Annotated in this window: 16 protein-coding genes; 2 read left to right on the top strand and 14 right to left on the bottom strand. The window is 55.2% G+C overall.

Annotated elements, in window-relative coordinates:
* Positions 1-266: 266 nt before the first annotated feature.
* From ACCW71_RS19580 to msrP, 14 genes are all read right to left on the bottom strand, one after another.
* Complete coding sequence (locus ACCW71_RS19580) at positions 267-1,028, bottom strand: amino acid ABC transporter ATP-binding protein (RefSeq protein ID WP_436374253.1); 762 nt, start codon at positions 1,026-1,028, stop codon at positions 267-269.
* 8 nt (positions 1,029-1,036) lie between these two features.
* Positions 1,037-2,137: an amino acid ABC transporter permease gene (locus tag ACCW71_RS19575; RefSeq protein WP_436374251.1), complete on the bottom strand. Its 1,101-nt coding sequence runs from the start codon at positions 2,135-2,137 to the stop codon at positions 1,037-1,039.
* A gap of 15 nt (positions 2,138-2,152) precedes the next feature.
* Positions 2,153-3,331 carry an amino acid ABC transporter permease gene (locus ACCW71_RS19570; protein WP_436374249.1) on the bottom strand — a complete coding sequence of 393 codons (1,179 nt, stop codon included), beginning with the start codon at positions 3,329-3,331 and terminating at the stop codon, positions 2,153-2,155.
* 68 nt (positions 3,332-3,399) lie between these two features.
* Complete coding sequence (locus tag ACCW71_RS19565; protein WP_436374247.1) at positions 3,400-4,425, bottom strand: amino acid ABC transporter substrate-binding protein; 1,026 nt, start codon at positions 4,423-4,425, stop codon at positions 3,400-3,402.
* Between the two features lie 545 nt (positions 4,426-4,970).
* The gene (gene fis, locus ACCW71_RS19560) at positions 4,971-5,267 is read right to left on the bottom strand and encodes a DNA-binding transcriptional regulator Fis (RefSeq protein ID WP_003855228.1); all 297 of its coding nucleotides are present in this window, start codon (positions 5,265-5,267) and stop codon (positions 4,971-4,973) included.
* A 23-nt stretch (positions 5,268-5,290) separates the two neighbouring features.
* On the bottom strand, positions 5,291-6,256 hold the full coding sequence (dusB, locus tag ACCW71_RS19555) for a tRNA dihydrouridine synthase DusB (protein ID WP_436374257.1): 966 nt from the start codon (positions 6,254-6,256) through the stop codon (positions 5,291-5,293).
* Between the two features lie 367 nt (positions 6,257-6,623).
* Entirely contained in the window at positions 6,624-7,505 is an 882-nt protein-coding gene (prmA, locus tag ACCW71_RS19550) for a 50S ribosomal protein L11 methyltransferase (protein WP_436374245.1), read from the bottom strand.
* A 17-nt stretch (positions 7,506-7,522) separates the two neighbouring features.
* Complete coding sequence (gene panF, locus ACCW71_RS19545; protein WP_436374243.1) at positions 7,523-8,968, bottom strand: sodium/pantothenate symporter; 1,446 nt, start codon at positions 8,966-8,968, stop codon at positions 7,523-7,525.
* The gene (locus ACCW71_RS19540) at positions 8,958-9,200 is read right to left on the bottom strand and encodes a YhdT family protein (protein WP_436374241.1); all 243 of its coding nucleotides are present in this window, start codon (positions 9,198-9,200) and stop codon (positions 8,958-8,960) included. The genes panF and ACCW71_RS19540 overlap by 11 nt, the downstream gene beginning before the upstream one ends.
* 72 nt (positions 9,201-9,272) lie before the next feature.
* Entirely contained in the window at positions 9,273-10,622 is a 1,350-nt protein-coding gene (gene accC / locus ACCW71_RS19535) for an acetyl-CoA carboxylase biotin carboxylase subunit (protein ID WP_436374240.1), read from the bottom strand.
* Between the two features lie 11 nt (positions 10,623-10,633).
* Positions 10,634-11,092: an acetyl-CoA carboxylase biotin carboxyl carrier protein gene (gene accB, locus ACCW71_RS19530; protein WP_436374238.1), complete on the bottom strand. Its 459-nt coding sequence runs from the start codon at positions 11,090-11,092 to the stop codon at positions 10,634-10,636.
* Between the two features lie 25 nt (positions 11,093-11,117).
* Entirely contained in the window at positions 11,118-11,570 is a 453-nt protein-coding gene (gene aroQ / locus ACCW71_RS19525; protein WP_436374255.1) for a type II 3-dehydroquinate dehydratase, read from the bottom strand.
* Positions 11,571-11,802: 232 nt separating this feature from the next.
* A complete protein-coding gene (gene msrQ, locus ACCW71_RS19520) occupies positions 11,803-12,405 on the bottom strand; it encodes a protein-methionine-sulfoxide reductase heme-binding subunit MsrQ (RefSeq protein ID WP_436374236.1) in 603 nt (200 codons plus the stop codon).
* Between the two features lie 3 nt (positions 12,406-12,408).
* Positions 12,409-13,413, bottom strand: a complete 1,005-nt coding sequence (msrP, locus tag ACCW71_RS19515; protein ID WP_436374234.1) for a protein-methionine-sulfoxide reductase catalytic subunit MsrP — start codon at positions 13,411-13,413, stop codon at positions 12,409-12,411.
* 286 nt (positions 13,414-13,699) lie between these two features.
* Here msrP and csrD point away from each other — a divergent pair, with 286 nt between their 5' ends.
* Positions 13,700-15,649 (top strand): RNase E specificity factor CsrD, encoded by a 1,950-nt coding sequence (gene csrD / locus ACCW71_RS19510; RefSeq protein ID WP_436374232.1) that lies wholly within the window; start codon positions 13,700-13,702, stop codon positions 15,647-15,649.
* Between the two features lie 309 nt (positions 15,650-15,958).
* The gene (gene mreB / locus ACCW71_RS19505; protein WP_003855260.1) at positions 15,959-17,002 is read left to right on the top strand and encodes a rod shape-determining protein MreB; all 1,044 of its coding nucleotides are present in this window, start codon (positions 15,959-15,961) and stop codon (positions 17,000-17,002) included.
* Positions 17,003-17,137: the final 135 nt, after the last annotated feature.

Raw genomic sequence — 17,137 nt, 5'->3', positions numbered from 1 at the left:
CTCAGAAGTGAAACGCCGTAGCGCCGATGGTAGTGTGGGGTCTCCCCATGCGAGAGTAGGGAACTGCCAGGCATCAAATAAGAGAGAGCCCTTCGCATATGCGAAGGGCTTTTTTCGTTGTGGCAGCCGGCAATCAGACAGCCGCTTTACATGCTATATCTCGTTGTATTACCCGCATAAATCGGTGAGTTAAATCATTGATCCTGCGCTTCAGGCAATAAAAAACCCGGCACCAGGCCGGGTAGTCAGTCTGTATAAGCGCTGAATCAGTGAATAACCTGCGACAGAAACGCCCGGGTGCGCTCCGACCTGGGATGCGCAAAGAATTCCTGCGGCGGTGCCACCTCGACAATTTCACCCCGATCCATAAAGATCACCCGGTCAGCAACCGTGCGTGCAAAACCCATTTCATGAGTAACGCAGAGCATGGTCATCCCATCCTCAGCCAGGCCAATCATGGTATCCAGCACCTCTTTAACCATCTCCGGGTCCAGTGCTGACGTGGGCTCATCAAACAGCATTATTTTGGGCTTCATGCAGAGTGAACGGGCGATCGCAACGCGCTGTTGCTGTCCGCCAGAAAGCTGGCCAGGGAACTTATGCGCATGCTCGGCGATACGCACCCGTTGCAGATAGTGCATTGCCAGCTCATCCGCTTCCTTCTTCGGGATCTTTCTGACCCAGGAAGGGGCCAGCGTACAGTTCTGCAACACGGTCAGATGCGGGAACAGATTAAAATGCTGGAACACCATGCCGACTTCCGTACGTACCCGTTCAATGTTACGCACGTCGTCATTAAGATGGATACCATCAACGACAATGCGCCCCTGCTGATGCTCTTCCAGATGATTGATGCAGCGAATCGTGGTGGACTTGCCGGAGCCAGATGGACCACATAACACGATACGTTCACGGGGTTTAACCTGTAGATTAATATCTTTCAGTACATGGAATTGCCCGTACCATTTATTCACATTCTCAAGCGAAATCATCAATGCGTCGGAAGAGTGTGTCATAGAGTCAGTCATGTAAAACCTCAATGCGATTTACGCCCGGTGTGAAAGCGCTTTTCCAGGTACTGGCTGTAGCGCGACATGCTAAAACAGAAGATCCAATAGACCAGTGCAGCAAAAACATAACCTTCGGTCGACATCCCCAGCCAGGTGGGATCCACTGTCGCCTGCTGGACGCTGCTGAACAGATCGAAAAGACCGATGATGATCACCAGACTGGTATCTTTAAACAGGGCGATGATGGTGTTGACCAGGCCAGGAATGGTGAGCTTAAGCGCCTGAGGCAGGATGACTAACATCTGCGTCTTCCAGTAGCCCAGCGCCAGTGACTCCGCAGCTTCATACTGACCTTTCGGCAGAGCCTGTAGACCACCGCGCACCACTTCCGCGACATAAGCGGACTGGAACAGGATAACGCCCACCAGTGCCCGCACCAGCTTGTCGATGGTGGTGCCTTCAGACATAAACAGCGGCAGCATCACCGATGACATAAACAGCACGGTGATTAGCGGGACGCCACGCCAGAACTCGATAAAGATAACCGATAAGATGCGCACCACTGGCATCTTAGAACGACGGCCAAGCGCCAGCAGGATACCCAGCGGTAGCGCGCCGGCAATACCGACTGACGCGATAATCAGGGTCAGCGTCAATCCACCCCACTGGCGAGTTTCAACGCGCTCCAGCCCCAGATAGCCGCCATAGAGCAGTAACCAGACAACGATCGGATAGATCACCGCCCAGGCAGCAATATAGCGTCCACGGAAGGGCAGACTTTTGAGGAACATCGGCACAATCGACACCAGGCCAATCACCAGCGCCAGGTTAATCCGCCAGCGCAGCTCATGCGGGTAGAGGCCATACATAAACTGGCCAAAGCGGGCGTGGATAAACACCCAGCAGGCTCCCTCTTTGGTGCAATCGGCGCGCGTAGTACCAATCCAGTTGGCCTGAAAAACCAGCCAGTTCAGCGCTGGCGGAATAAGGTGCCAGATAAGCCAGAGACAGAACAGGGTCAGTAAAGTGTTGAACCAGCTTGAAAAAAGATTTTTACGCGCCCAGCGCCAGCTGCGACTCATCAGAGTCGTCGGAACCGGAGGCGTTTCGTGTGTCGTCACAGACATAGTTATCCCGTTCTCTTAACGCTCAACCAGCGCAATTTTGCGGTTGTAGAAATTCATCAGCAGCGATATCAGCAGGCTGATAATCAGATAAACGCCCATCGTGATAGCAATGGTCTCAATGGCCTGACCGGTCTGATTCAGCACCGATCCGGCAAACAGGGAGACCATATCGGGATAACCGATGGCTGCGGCCAGCGAGGAGTTTTTCACAATGTTCAGATACTGGCTGGTCAGCGGCGGAATAATGACGCGCATCGCCTGAGGAATAATCACCTGGCGCAGCGTAACCGGATTAGGCAGCCCCAGCGAACGAGCCGCCTCATGCTGACCATGTGGCACCGACTGAATCCCGGATCGAATCACTTCCGCGATAAACGATGAGGTGTAGATCGACAGCGCCAGCGTGAGTGCCGCCAGTTCCGGGATCATCACCGCGCCGCCACGGAAGTTGAAGCCACGCAGCTGCGGCAGATCCCAGTGAGTGGCAGCGCCAAAGCCAAGATGCGCAATCAGCGGAAAGAGGATGAGCATCGCCACCGCCGCCGGCCAGGAGCGCCGTAACTGACCGGTCTTTAACTGATGCTGACGGTTAAAGCGGTAGAGGCCAAAGCTACAGGCTATCGCCAGCAGCAGCGCGATAATAAACGGCCAGCTGCCCGGCGCATAGGTCGGCCACGGCACATAGAGTCCCCGGTTACTGACAAAGGCCAGACCAAAAGCATCAAGCGCCTGACGCGGGCCCGGCAAATTACGTAACACTGCAAAGTACCAGAAGAAGATTTGCAGCAGCGGCGGGATATTGCGGAAGGTTTCGATATAGATATTGGAGAGCTTACGCAGCAGCCAGTTATCGGAAAGGCGAGCCAGACCGACCGCGAATCCGAGAATCGACGCGAAAACAATACAGAGCGCGGAAACCAGCAGGGTATTGGTTAACCCGACCAGAAACACACGTGCATAGGTGTCTCCCTCGGTGTAATCAATCAGATGCTGGACGATACCAAAACCGGCGGTGCGCTCCAGAAAACCAAATCCAGAGGTAATACCGCGGCTGGCAAGGTTGATAATGGTGTTATGTATCAGATAACCCACCACACCAAGCACCGCAATTATCGCTATTAACTGATAAAGCCAGGCGCGAACCGTGGGATTACCAAATGAAAAATCCCTTTTCACGGTTGGGCGTTGTGACATGTTGGAACCTCAGTGATAGAAGCTGGAGCAGGGCACCGCAGAATACGGTGCCCGGTTGGCGAGGTCTGTTAACGTACTGGCGGTGCGTACTGAATGCCGCCCTGGTTCCATAACGCATTCTGACCACGAGCGATCTTCAGGGCGCTATCTTTGCCGACGTTACGGTCAAAACTTTCCTGATAGTTACCAACCTGCTTGATAATGTTGTAAGCCCATTTGTTATCCAGCTTCAGATCCTTACCAAAATCACCCTCTGCGCCCAGCAGATGGGCCATATCTGGCGTGGTCGGCTTAGCGGTCATCTGGTCAACGTTTTTGGAAGAAATGCCCATCTCTTCGGCGTTCAGCATGGCGTAGAGCGACCATTTCACGATGGTGAACCAGTCATCATCGCCGCGACGCACCACTGGCCCCAGCGGCTCTTTGGAGATCACTTCTGGCAGCACGATAAATTCGTCCGGTTTGCCAAGTTTGATGCGTAACGCATAGAGCTGAGACTGGTCCGAGGCGAGCGTATCGCAGCGGCCGCTATCCAGCGCTTTGGCGGATTCATCAGAACGATCAAAGGTCACCGGCGTATATTGCATCTTATTGGCTTTAAAGAAGTCCGCCACGTTCAGCTCGGTGTCGGTTCCCGCCTGAATACAGACGGTCGCGCCATCCAGCTCTTTCGCACTCTTCAGGCCCGCTTTCTGGTGAGTCAGAAAACCGATGCCGTCGTAGTAGTTCACACCGGCAAACAGGAAACCCATACCGCCATCACGGGATGAGGTCCAGGTGGTATTACGGGAAAGAATATCCACCTCGCCTGACTGCAAGGCGGTAAAACGCTCTTTGGCGGTCAGCGGGGTATATTTTACTTTGGTAGCATCGCCAAACACCGCGGCTGCGGTGGCGCGACAGACATCCACATCAATACCGGTAAACTTGCCGCTGGCATCGGCGTAGGAGAAGCCGGGCAAGCCGTCACTGATGCCGCATTGAACAAACCCTTTTTTCTTTATCGCATCCAGTGTCGTGCCTGCGTGTGCCTGCTGAGTAATGGCAACCAGAGAGGCGGCCGCGATCAGCGTAGAGAGCATCATCTTTTTCATAAATCATCCTGTGTGGCGGGATCATGTTGTTATGTTTGCGCACTTTAGTGTGCGTTTTTTCCTGTCTATGGCGATCAGCCATTCACGACACTGCAAAGCTGATGCCAGGTTTGCAGGTTCCTGAATTCGTATGAAAGAACGGTTAATAATCGGAAGCACTTAGAAAGTTCCGCTAATATGGCGCACCAAAAGGAAGCAATGCGAGTCGACCCGATCACATTTAGTGCAAAAAGTTTCACTATGTGGAAGTAGTGTGAGCGTGCGCTCAGGCAGGAATGTATGGAAAGATAGCGTTGCTAAGTTAATGCGCAGAAAGTCACATACCCGGCAGTAATGGGGCGTGCAGCAGGGCGGCAGTCAGAATAAGTATTAAGTCAAATTGGTGCGGACGAAAGCGAGAGGGTGAAATATCACGTCAGCGATTGCAACTATAGTTACCATGTTGCGGGCAACTGTTTCACCTGCTTTGCTGACGCTTTGTGCATTGGCGCACAAATAAAAACGCCAGCCCGAAGGCTGGCGTGATTAACAGACTGAACTAAAAATCAGTTCATGCCGTATTTTTTCAATTTCTTACGCAGCGTACCGCGGTTGATACCCATCATCAGGGCAGCGCGAGTCTGGTTGCCACGGGTATACTGCATCACCATGTCCAACAGAGGCTGCTCGACTTCAGCCAAAACCAGCTCATACAGGTCGCTCACATCCTGACCATTCAGTTGAGCAAAATAGTTCTTCAGTGCCTGTTTAACCGAATCACGTAAAGGTTTTTGAGTTACCTGATCCTGTGAGTTAACGGTTGAAACGGTCAGTACGTCAGAATTTACGCGTTGTTCGAACATAGTTCTTTCAGCTCTTTATTTCGTTACGCAAGATTTTCGAAGTATGCCTCCAACGCCTCCAGCTGTTCGCTGGCATCCTCAATGGCGTTGAATGTGCGCCGAAACTGGTCATTCGGGGCGTGCTCCTGTAGGTACCAGGAGACGTGCTTTCGCGCTATACGGTATCCCTTGCCTGAACCGTAAAAGTCGTGCAGCTCACGTATATGCGAAACAAGCAAGCGCCTGACCTCTGCCATCGGCAGCGGAGCAAGCAACTCCCCAGTGTCCAGATAATGCTGGATTTCCCGGAAGATCCACGGTCTTCCCTGAGCAGCGCGTCCTATCATCAGAGCATCAGCCCCTGTATAGTCGAGCACGGCTCTGGCTTTATGCGGGTCAGTTATGTCTCCATTCGCGATAATCGGAATGGAGACACTCTGCTTAACTGTCCGAATGCTGTCATATTCAGCTTCTCCGTTGAACAGGCAGGCACGAGTGCGGCCATGTATCGTCAGAGCCTGAATACCGCAGCGTTCAGCCAATTGGGCAATCGCGACACAGTTCCTGTTTTCAGGATCCCAGCCAGTACGAATTTTCAGCGTGACCGGCACTTCTACTGCATTGACCACGGCCGAGAGAATCGACTCCACCACGGCGGGATATTGCAGTAAGGCGGAACCCGCCATTTTGCGGTTAACCTTCTTGGCAGGGCACCCCATATTAATGTCGATCAGCTGTGCACCCGCCTCAACATTAATGCGCGCCGCCTGCGCCATTTCGCTGGGATCGCAACCGGCGATCTGCACGGCGCGAATGCCTGGCTCATCACTGTGCACCATCCGTAAACGAGATTTGTCGCTAGCCCAGACTTCGGGGTTCGAAGACAACATCTCAGAAACTGCCATGCCAGCGCCCATCTCATGACACAGTGTCCTGAACGGCCTGTCGGTAATACCGGCCATCGGCGCTGCGATCAGTCGATTTCTCAGCTGGAGGTTTCCAATACGCATGAAGTCAGAATGCCATACTGTGTCTGCAAGGCGGCGTATATTACGCATTTTTTCAGGAAGATGAAAGGCCAAACTTTGAACAATCAGCAAGAAAGATCAATGAAATCCGGGCGATCAGCAGGTCCTGAATTAAATAACGATAAATATCAGCCAGTTAATCTTTAATGATGAAATTGTGAACAAAAATTTTTCCAGAAAAGTACGCCAAATAGCCAGATAAAAAACGTCACATGCCGTGATTAACGATACAAGCATCCGGTTCAGGGTCAGAAAGCCCGCAGCTTACACCACGGGCTGGCTGAATGTTCTGTCAGGCCGGTTTATGGCGGTAGTGACCGCGCGCAGACGGCTGAGCCAGAGGCTGGAGTCAGGCTTTAACCCCGGTAATCCGGCACCACTCCTCTTTTACCGCAACCGGATCGAGCGCGAATTGATCGCGGTAGGCTTCACAAACGCTTTCTGCCTGGCTCTCTAACACCCCGGATAGCCCGAGGTGGCCGCCAGACTTCGGCAGCACGCTGATCAGCGGCGCCAGCTCACGCAGCGGACCTGCCAGGATATTCGCCACCACCACATCGGCCTGCAAATTTTCCGGCTGCTGGTGGGGCAGATAGAGCGAGAGACGATCTGCAACGCCATTACGCTCGGCGTTATCGCGGCTGGCCTGAATAGCCTGCGGATCAATATCGATGCCGATTGCCTGAGCCGCCCCCAGCTTCAGGGCGGCGATCGCCAGGATCCCGGAGCCACAGCCGAAGTCGATCACCGTTTTACCCGTCAGATCCAGCCCATCCAGCCAGGTCAGGCAGAGTGAGGTGGTCGGGTGCGTGCCGGTTCCGAACGCCAGGCCCGGATCGAGCATCACGTTGACGGCATCGGGATCCGGCACATCGCGCCAGCTCGGGCAGATCCAGAGACGCTCGCCAAAGCGCATCGGATGGAAGTTTTCCATCCATTCCCGTTCCCAGTCTTTATCTTCGATCTGTTCGATCTTATGGCGGAAATCTGCACCCAGCAGCGGATGCTGCGCCAGTTCGTGGGTGACCGCAGCCATGTCAGTTTCCGCGTCAAACAGGCCGATGACATCGGTGTCGCCCCACAGGCGGGTCTCGCCCGGCAGCGGCTCATACACCGGGGTATCGTGAGTATCCTGAAAGGTCACTGACACCGCACCGATCTCTATCAGTGCATCACTCAGCGTTTCCGCGTGCTCACCTGAGCTGTTAATTTTGATTTGAATCCAGGGCATATCGTCTCTCTTTACGGTCAATGTTGCGGCGCGTCGAAGGTCTGCGGCGCGCGTCCAAACAGGTTGCCCACCAGGAATGCCAGCAGGCTTAAAAGCAGGGAGGGCACGATGGGGTGGAAACCCAGAATCTGTAGGTTAAGGCTGGCCAGCAAAGCGTAGCAGCCGCCGCCCACCACCATGCCGGTGATGGCACCGGCGGCATTGGCACGTTCCCAGTAAAGCCCCAGCACCAGCGGCCAGAGGAACACCGCTTCAAGGCCGCCAAAGGCCAGCAGGTTGAGCCAGATAATCATATCGGGCGGATTCCATGCGGCGAACAGCAGCAGCAGGCCCAGCGCGAAGGTAATGGTGCCAGAGAGGCGACGCAGTCGCTTCTCGTTCTCGATCTGTTGCGGGACCACCCGCAGATAGAGATCTTTGATCAGCGTGGCCGACGCCTGTAACAGCTGGGCGTTGATGGTCGACATAATTGCCGCCATCGGCGCGGCCAGAAACAGCCCGGCCGCTAACGGCGGCAGCACGGTGATCATCAGGATCGGGATCACCCGATCCGGCACCGTCAGATCCGGTACGATCGCCCGGCCCAGCGCGCCCGCCAGATGCATCCCCAGCATCAGCATCACCACCACAATGGTGCCCAGAATAATCGCCCGATGCACCGCTTTGCTGTCTTTATAGGAGATACAGCGCACGGCGGTATGCGGTAAGCCAATCACCCCGAAACAGACCAGCACGATAAAGGAGCTGAGGAAGGTCGGCGTAATAATCTCGCCCGGCCCCTGGGGTGACAGTAAAGCTGGATCAATCGTATGCAGCTTTTCAACAGCACTGCTCAGCCCGCCCGCCTGATGGATCACCGCGAACAGCAGCAGAAACGTGCCGATCAGCATCACGATACCCTGCATCGCGTCGTTGAGCACGCTGGCGCGGAATCCACCGAAAGCGGTATAGAGCGCGATAGTGCCGCCAAAAATCAGCAAGCCGGTGTCGTAAGGGATGCCCGCAGCGGTTTCCAGCAGACGCGCACCGCCGATAAACTGCACCGTCATAGCGCCGATAAAGGCGACCAGCAGACTCAGACTCGCCAGCCAGATTAACAACGGGCTCTGATAACGGGCATAGAGCATATCATTCAGCGTCACCGCGTTATGTTTGCGCGCCAGAATAGCGAATTTCTTCCCCAGCACACCCAGCGAGAGCCAGACGGCGGGCACCTGCACCATCGCCAGCAGCACCCATCCCAGACCATATTTATAGGCGGCACCAGGCCCGCCGATAAACGAACTGGCGCTGATATAGGTGGTGGTGAGGGTCATCGCCAGCACAAAGCCGCCCATTGAGCGACTGCCGAGGAAATATTCGGTCAGGAAGTTGCCCTGACGCTGTTTGCGCACCGCGAAGACCGACAGCGCCGCGATCAGCAGCAGATAAATTAATAATGGCAGGATAATTTCAACGTTCATTTTTATCCTCCAGCGACATGTCGCGGAACACCACGCGCACCATCAGCCAGCACAAGAAAATGAACAGCAGAGGCGCGAAAACGCAGGAGAGTTCAAACCAGCGCGGCAGCCCGGTAATGCCGGTTGCGGTGCCACCCAGCCAGGCAGAAAGCCCCCAGACCGCGAGCCAGAGCAGGGTCAGATAGAGTGACCAGCGCGCCTCTTTATGTGCCTGTATAAAACGAGCATCCATGATTCAACCTTAACGCCAGCGGCAAAAGAAAAAGGCCGGATTAACCGGCCTCAGACTAACTCAGCGTTGCGACTACTTCTCGTGCAGGCCGAGTTTTTTCTCCAGATAGTGGATGTTGGTGCCACCCTGCTGGAAGTTTTCGTCGGACATGATTTTCATCTGCAATTCGATATTGGTCTTGATACCGTCGATGATCAGTTCCGCCAGCGCGTTTTTCATGCGGGCGATGGCCACGTCACGGGTTTCGCCATAGGTGATCAGCTTACCAATCATTGAATCATAGTAAGGCGGCACGCTGTAACCTGAGTAAATATGCGACTCCCAGCGCACGCCAAAACCGCCTGGCGCGTGGAAGCGGGTGATTTTACCCGGGCTTGGCAGGAAGGAGACCGGATCTTCGGCGTTAATACGGCACTCGACCGCATGACCGCGAATGATCACATCTTCCTGTTTGATCGACAGCGGCTGGCCCGCTGCGATACGCAGCTGCTCTTTGATCAGATCGACACCGGTGATCATCTCGGTGACCGGATGTTCTACCTGGATACGGGTGTTCATCTCGATGAAGTAGAACTCGCCGTTTTCATACAGGAACTCGAACGTACCGGCACCACGGTAGCCAATCTCAATACAGGCTTTGGCACAGCGATCGCCGATGAAGCTGCGCAGTTCCGGCGTGATGCCTGGTGCTGGCGCTTCTTCCACCACTTTCTGGTGACGGCGCTGCATGGAGCAGTCGCGCTCACCCAGATAGATGGCGTTGCCCTGACCATCGGCCAGAACCTGAATCTCGATGTGACGCGGATTCTCCAGATACTTCTCCATGTAGACCATGTCGTTGTTGAAAGCCGCTTTGGCTTCCGCTTTCGTCATGTTGATGGATTGTTCCAGATCTTTGTCGCTGCGCACGACGCGCATACCACGACCGCCGCCGCCGCCGGAGGCTTTGATGATCACCGGATAACCGATGCGCTTGGCAAAGGCACGGTTCTTTTCCATATCATCGGTCAGCGATCCGTCAGAGCCTGGTACGGTTGGTACACCAGCTTTCTTCATCGCGTTGATCGCGGAGACTTTATCGCCCATCAGGCGAATGGTATCCGCTTTCGGACCGATAAAGATAAAGCCAGAGCGCTCAACCTGTTCAGCAAAATCGGCATTCTCAGAGAGGAAGCCGTAGCCCGGGTGAATCGCCACCGCGCCGGTGATCTCGGCAGCCGAGATCAGCGCCGGGATGTTGAGATAACTTTTGACTGACTGCGCCGGGCCGATGCAGACGGTTTCGTCCGCCAGCAGCACGTGCTTCAGGTCACGATCCGCGCTTGAGTGTACCGCGACAGTCTTGATGCCCAGCTCTTTACAGGCACGCAGAATGCGCAGCGCAATCTCACCACGGTTAGCAATAACAATTTTATCCAGCATGGTCCGCCCCGTTATTCGATGACAACCAGTGGCTCGTCAAATTCGACCGGCTGACCGCTCTCGACCAGAATGGCTTTCACCACACCAGACTTGTCAGCTTCGATCTGGTTCATCATTTTCATCGCTTCAACGATGCACAAGGTATCGCCGGCGTTGACTTTCTGGCCCACTTCCACAAAGGCTTTTGCGTCCGGGCTCGGCGTACGATAGAAGGTACCCACCATTGGGGAACGCACAATATGTCCGCTGATCTCAGCTGGTGCGGCTTCCGCAACGGCAACCGGGGCAACCGCGGTGGCCAGCGCAGGCTGTGGTGCTGGCGCGGCGTAAGCCTGCTGCATCATCGGGTAGCCCACATTTGCAGGTGCGCGGCTGATGCGAACGGACTCTTCACCTTCGGAGATTTCCAGCTCAGAAATGCCAGACTCTTCAACCAGTTCGATCAGTTTTTTAATTTTACGAATATCCATGAGTGGGGTTCCGTACTCAGTTTGATTAATTAGTTTGAGACAGGCGTTTTACTGCCGTTTGTAAAGCCCATGTGTAGCCGTCAGCGCCGAGACCACAAATTACGCCAGCAGAGACATCAGAAAGATAGGAGTGATGGCGGAAGGGCTCGCGGGCATGCACATTTGAGAGATGAACCTCAATAAACGGAATGTCCACGGCTAACAGGGCATCCCGCAGTGCGACGCTGGTATGGGTAAACGCGGCAGGATTGATAATGATATAATCCACATTGCCTTTGGCCTCATGAATGCGATCAATCAGCTGAAATTCAGCGTTGCTCTGTAAGTGGCTTAACTCCACATTCAGCTGGTCTGCCTGACGTTTCAAATCGTCTACGATCTGACGCAGCGTGGTATGACCATACTTCTCAGGTTCACGGGTTCCCAACAGATTCAGGTTGGGTCCGTTCAAAAGCAGAATATGTAATTTATGCGCCATCTTGCTGCCATCTCCCGCAATCATTGAGGCATCGCGTAAAATACCTTGCGAATCATCATTTGTCACCTTTCAGAATGAAAAAGGCGATCCGACGTGCAATAAAGCCGGGCATTATATCCGTTTCGTGTCATTTCGCAGCAAAATACTGGTCTTATCTGCGAAGATGATCGGATGTGGCCCGCGGGCCACATCTTTTATCAGAAAAGCGGAGAGGAAAACAACGGGTCAGGCGCTAGCGGGGCCACCATTTGCGGAATTTTTTGTAACGCCAGGCTAACAGTATCGCCGCAAGCAGCGCATAGATAACCGGCTGGGGTGACAGGACTTTTACCGACCAGATATAGTGAATCGGCACCAGGATAGCCACCAGATAGATGGCGTTATGCAGGGTTTGCCAGCGTTTGCCCAGCTGACGCTGCGCGCGCTGGAACGAGGTCAGCGCCAGGGCCAGCAGTACCAGCCAGCTGATAATCCCCAGGGTTAAATAGGGCCGCGAAATCAGTTCACTGCCCAGCAGACGCAGATTATCCGCGCCTAATTCCAGCAGGTAGTAGCTCACCAGGTGGAGTGAGGCCCAGACAAAGGTCCAGATGCCGAGCAGGCGACGGGTGCGGATCAACAGCGGTTGCCTGCCGTAACGCGCCAGCGGTGAGACCAGCAGCGTACCCAGCAGCAGTTTCAGCGCCATGCGCCCGGTGAAATGTTGAATATCTTTTGCCGGATCCGCGCTCAGTCCGCCCTGCATCGCCGCCAGCACCAGATAGACCAGCGGCAAAAATGCCGCCAGATGCAGAATCACCTTAAGCCAGGTGATCTGTTTTATCGACAGGCGCACCACTTAGTAATTCTCCCGCAGATCCAGACCACGATAGAGCGAGGCGACCTGGTCGGCATAGCCGTTAAACAGCAGCGTTGGCTGACGCTCCACCTTGAGCGCGCCCCCCGGACCAATAAAGCGTTCGGTGGCCTGCGACCAGCGCGGATGATTGACATGCGGATTCACATTGGCATAAAAACCATACTCGTCAGCGGCAATCTGGTTCCAGGTGGTAGGCGGCTGATTAGCCGTCAGGGTGATTTTAACGATCGACTTAATCCCTTTGAAGCCATACTTCCACGGCACGGTCAGCCGGATCGGCGCGCCATTCTGCGGCGGCAGCGCTTTGCCATAGACGCCGGTGGTCAGTATCGTCAGCGGATGCATCGCCTCATCCAGCCGTAACCCTTCGACATAGGGATAATTGAGGCCACCGCCAATAAATCGATCTTTCTGGCCCGGCATCTGTTCAGGATCGTAGAGGGTCTGGAACGCCACAAAGCGCGCCTTGCTGGTGGGTTCCGCCAGCGAAAGCAGTTTATTCAGCTCAAAGCCGACCCAGGGCACCACCATCGACCAGGCCTCGACGCAGCGCATGCGATAGATCCGCTGCTCCATGGCAAAGCGTTTAAAGATGTCATCCATATCCAGCGTGATCGGCTTCGCCACGTCGCCATCAATCGTCAGTTTCCAGGGCTCGGTCTTCAGCGTACCGGCATTGGCGGCCGGGTCCGCCTTATCAAGACCAAACTCATAGAAGTTGTTATAGCCGGAGACTTTGTCGGCGGGCGTTAAGGTCAGGTCGGCCTGATATTGCGCCGGTTTAGTAAAATCCAGCGCCCGACCCGCCGGAGCCGGTGGGCGATCGTTGCCTTTAAACCAGCTGAGAATATCGGCATTCGCCACGCCCGGCATGCCCACGGCCGCCGCGCTCAGGCCGAGCGTTTTCAGCACCTGACGGCGCTTCATATTAAAGATGCTTTCCGGCGTTACGTCGGCTTCGGTCAGACAGGATTTGCGCTTCATGGTGCCTTCTCCAGACGGGATCGTATTATCCAGCATGATGACTATTACTGATGTCAGCCACTTTCGCTGTGAAAATGTGAAATTTCCTGGTTGCCCGATGCGATGAGAATGCACCGAAAAGTAGCGGGATCAACATCGGTCAGGATAGCGCGAGGATATACTTCCGCTTCTGAATTCTTAGCACTGCCCGCAGACGCAAATTATGCTATTTTGCTCGCGTTTTCGTCAGGCTGACGGTACAAGGTTGGGGTGATTCGGTGATCACCGCAGTAACACAGGCACAGGGATGCGATTAACCACAAAATTATCTGCGTTTATTACCTTTCTTAGCCTCCTGGCACTCGTATTGATGCTGGCAGGCTGCGCATGCAGCGTGTTCTGGTTCAGCCAGCAACGGGTTGAATATCGGGCGCAGGTACTGGCCACCGAAGTGGACCAGGCGATGTTCACCCAGACGCCCGCAGAGATGCATAGCTGGCTGAGGCGCATGATGCCGATCATCAACGCCGAGCAGCTTCGACTGCACAACGGCCGCCAGACCTTTCTCACGCTCTCCCGTCACGAAAATCAGATGCTGGATGACGAGCCCAATCGTTATATCCAGCTGGATGTGCCGTTAATGCACCAGACCGGCTTACAGCTGCGGGTCATCATCCTTGATCCGGCGAAAACCTGGCTGCGCTCAATCACCGGCACCTCGACGCTGGGCATTCTGCTGACCGTCATGCTGGTGATGAGTCTGCTGCTGTTTCTTATGCACCGCTGGCTCAGCCGTCAGTGGCGCGGCATGGAGCTGCTGGAGGCGCGGGCGGAAGCGATTCTCGCGGGTGAACGCAGGATCATGCCAGGACGCCACGTGGAGGAGTGGCCACCGAGGGCGAGCCGCGCGCTGGATCTGTTGCTCTCCGATTTGCAGGAAGCGGGTGAGCAGCGTCTGCGTATCGATACCCTGATCCGCACCTTTGCCGCTCAGGATGGGCGCACCGGCCTGAACAACCGCCTGTTTTTTGACAACCAGCTCGCCACGTTACTGGAGGATCAGGAGGATGTCGGCACCCACGGCGTGGTGATGATGATCCGCCTGCCCGATCTCGATACGCTCCATGAGCGGCTGGATCCGGGACTGGGGGAGGAGTACCTCTATAACTTCGTCAACATGCTCTCGACCTTTGTGTTGCGCTATCCCGGCGCGCTGCTGGCGCGCTATTTCCGCAGTGATTTTGCCGTACTGCTGCCGCACCGCAGCCTGAAAGAGGCTAACAGCATTGCCGATCAACTGATCAACGCCGTTGACTCGCTGCCGCCGATGCGTCTGGTCAACCGCGATGATCTGATCCATATCGGTATCAGCGCCTGGCACAGCGGGCAGACGGTGCCACAGGTGATGGAGAATGTTGAAATGGCGACGCGACGCGCGGCGCTGCTGGGCGGCAACAACTGGACCAATGGGGCGGGAAATCCGCAGGATGCCGGGCGGGGCAGCGTGCGCTGGCGAACCCTGCTGGAGAATACGCTGAGCCGTGGCGGGCCGCGGCTCTATCAGAAGCCCACGGTGAATATTGACGGCAAAGTGCAGCATCGGGTGATGCTGACCCGCATCTTTGACGGCGATAAAGAGGTACTGGCGGCGGAATATATGCCGCTGGTGCAACAGCTTGGCATGGCTGACAGCTGGGATCGCCAGTTGCTGACGCGCATCGCGGCGCTCTCGGAACTCTGGCCGGAAGAGACGCTGGTGATCCCGGTGACCATCAACTCGCTGCTGCAACGCTCTTTTGTCCTCTGGCTTCAGCGCATGCTGCTGCAATGTCCCAAAGCGCAAAGAAAACGATTTTTATTTGAACTTGCCGAGGCAGATGTCTGTCAACACATCAATGGTTTAACGCCCGTATTCCGTGCGCTTAACGCATTTGGCTGCCGCATTGCGGTCAACCAGGCGGGTTTAACCGTGGTGAGCAGCGCCTATATCCGTCAGCTGCCGCTGGAGCTGATCAAACTGGATGCCGGTCTGGTGCGTAACATTGAGCGGCGTACCGAAAATCAGCTGTTTGTTCAGAGCCTGCTGGAAGTGTGTAAATCGACGCATACTAAAGTGTTTGCGACCGGGGTGCGCACCAAAGCGGAGTGGCAGACCTTAGTGGCGCTGGGCGTCGCGGGCGGGCAGGGTGACTTCTTTGCTCCTTCGCTACCGGTAAACAGTAACGTGAAGAAGTATTCCCAGCGCTACCGGATTTAGCGGATTGCGAGGTGAGTGAGGGCGACAGGCTCTTTTTTTACCCTTGAACGGCGGCCAGACCTGCTCAGCCGCGCCGGAAATGTTAGATTTTATGTCGGACACGACGGGACGGCAAAGAGTGAAAACCGTTGACGATGGCGTCTTGTCGCCATTCTGCTGTTTCAGAGAGCCGGTTCAGATGACTTAAACGCAATCAGGCCTCTTTTTTCACCGAAGCAGAACGTTTTTGCGCCTTGTGGCAGCTTCGTGTGGTTGGTAAAGTAAGCGGATTTTATTTTCCGCCCCCAGCTTGCAGGATTATCCCTTAGTATGTTTAAAAAATTTCGTGGCATGTTTTCCAATGACTTGTCCATTGACCTGGGTACCGCGAATACCCTGATTTATGTAAAAGGACAGGGCATCGTGCTGAACGAGCCTTCCGTGGTCGCTATTCGACAGGATCGTGCCGGTTCACCGAAAAGTGTCGCGGCCGTGGGTCATGACGCCAAACAGATGCTCGGCCGTACGCCAGGCAACATCGCAGCGATTCGCCCGATGAAAGATGGCGTAATCGCCGACTTCTTCGTCACCGAAAAAATGCTGCAACACTTCATCAAGCAAGTCCACAGCAACAGTTTTATGCGTCCCAGCCCGCGTGTGCTGGTCTGCGTACCCGTTGGGGCCACGCAGGTTGAACGTCGTGCGATTCGTGAGTCCGCTCAGGGCGCAGGCGCGCGTGAAGTCTTCCTGATTGAAGAGCCGATGGCCGCCGCGATTGGTGCTGGCCTGCCGGTGTCTGAAGCGACCGGTTCAATGGTAGTGGATATTGGTGGCGGTACCACAGAAGTTGCCGTGATCTCGCTGAACGGGGTGGTCTACTCCTCATCGGTTCGTATCGGTGGCGATCGCTTTGACGAAGCCATTATTAATTATGTGCGTCGTAACTACGGTTCACTGATTGGTGAAGCGACGGCAGAGCGCATTAAGCATGAGATCGGTTCCGCCTATCCGGGTGACGAAGTGCGTGAAATCGAAGTGCGTGGACGTAACCTGGCAGAAGGTGTGCCGCGCGGCTTTACGCTGAACTCCAATGAAATCCTTGAAGCATTGCAGGAGCCGTTAACCGGCATCGTAAGCGCGGTGATGGTGGCGCTGGAACAGTGTCCGCCGGAACTGGCCTCTGATATTTCTGAGCGCGGCATGGTGCTGACCGGCGGTGGTGCGCTGCTGCGTAATCTGGATCGTCTGCTGATGGAAGAGACCGGCATTCCGGTGGTTGTCGCTGAAGATCCGCTGACCTGTGTGGCTCGCGGTGGCGGCAAAGCGTTGGAAATGATCGACATGCATGGCGGCGATTTGTTCAGCGAAGAATAATTGCCTCAACCGGCTGAGAACGTCATGATCATGCGCAGGGAGTGGCGCGTGAACGGCTACCATCTGTGCCGGTATAGTGCGTCCAGCCCAGGGAAGCGCGGTGTTGTGCCGTGTCTTCCTTACCTGTCGTCGAGG

The organism is Pantoea sp. C2G6 (assembly GCF_051336815.1).
Taxonomy (GTDB): domain Bacteria; phylum Pseudomonadota; class Gammaproteobacteria; order Enterobacterales; family Enterobacteriaceae; genus Pantoea.
The sequence above is the reverse complement of the archived record's forward strand: the minus strand, read 5'-3'. Positions and strand labels throughout refer to the sequence as shown.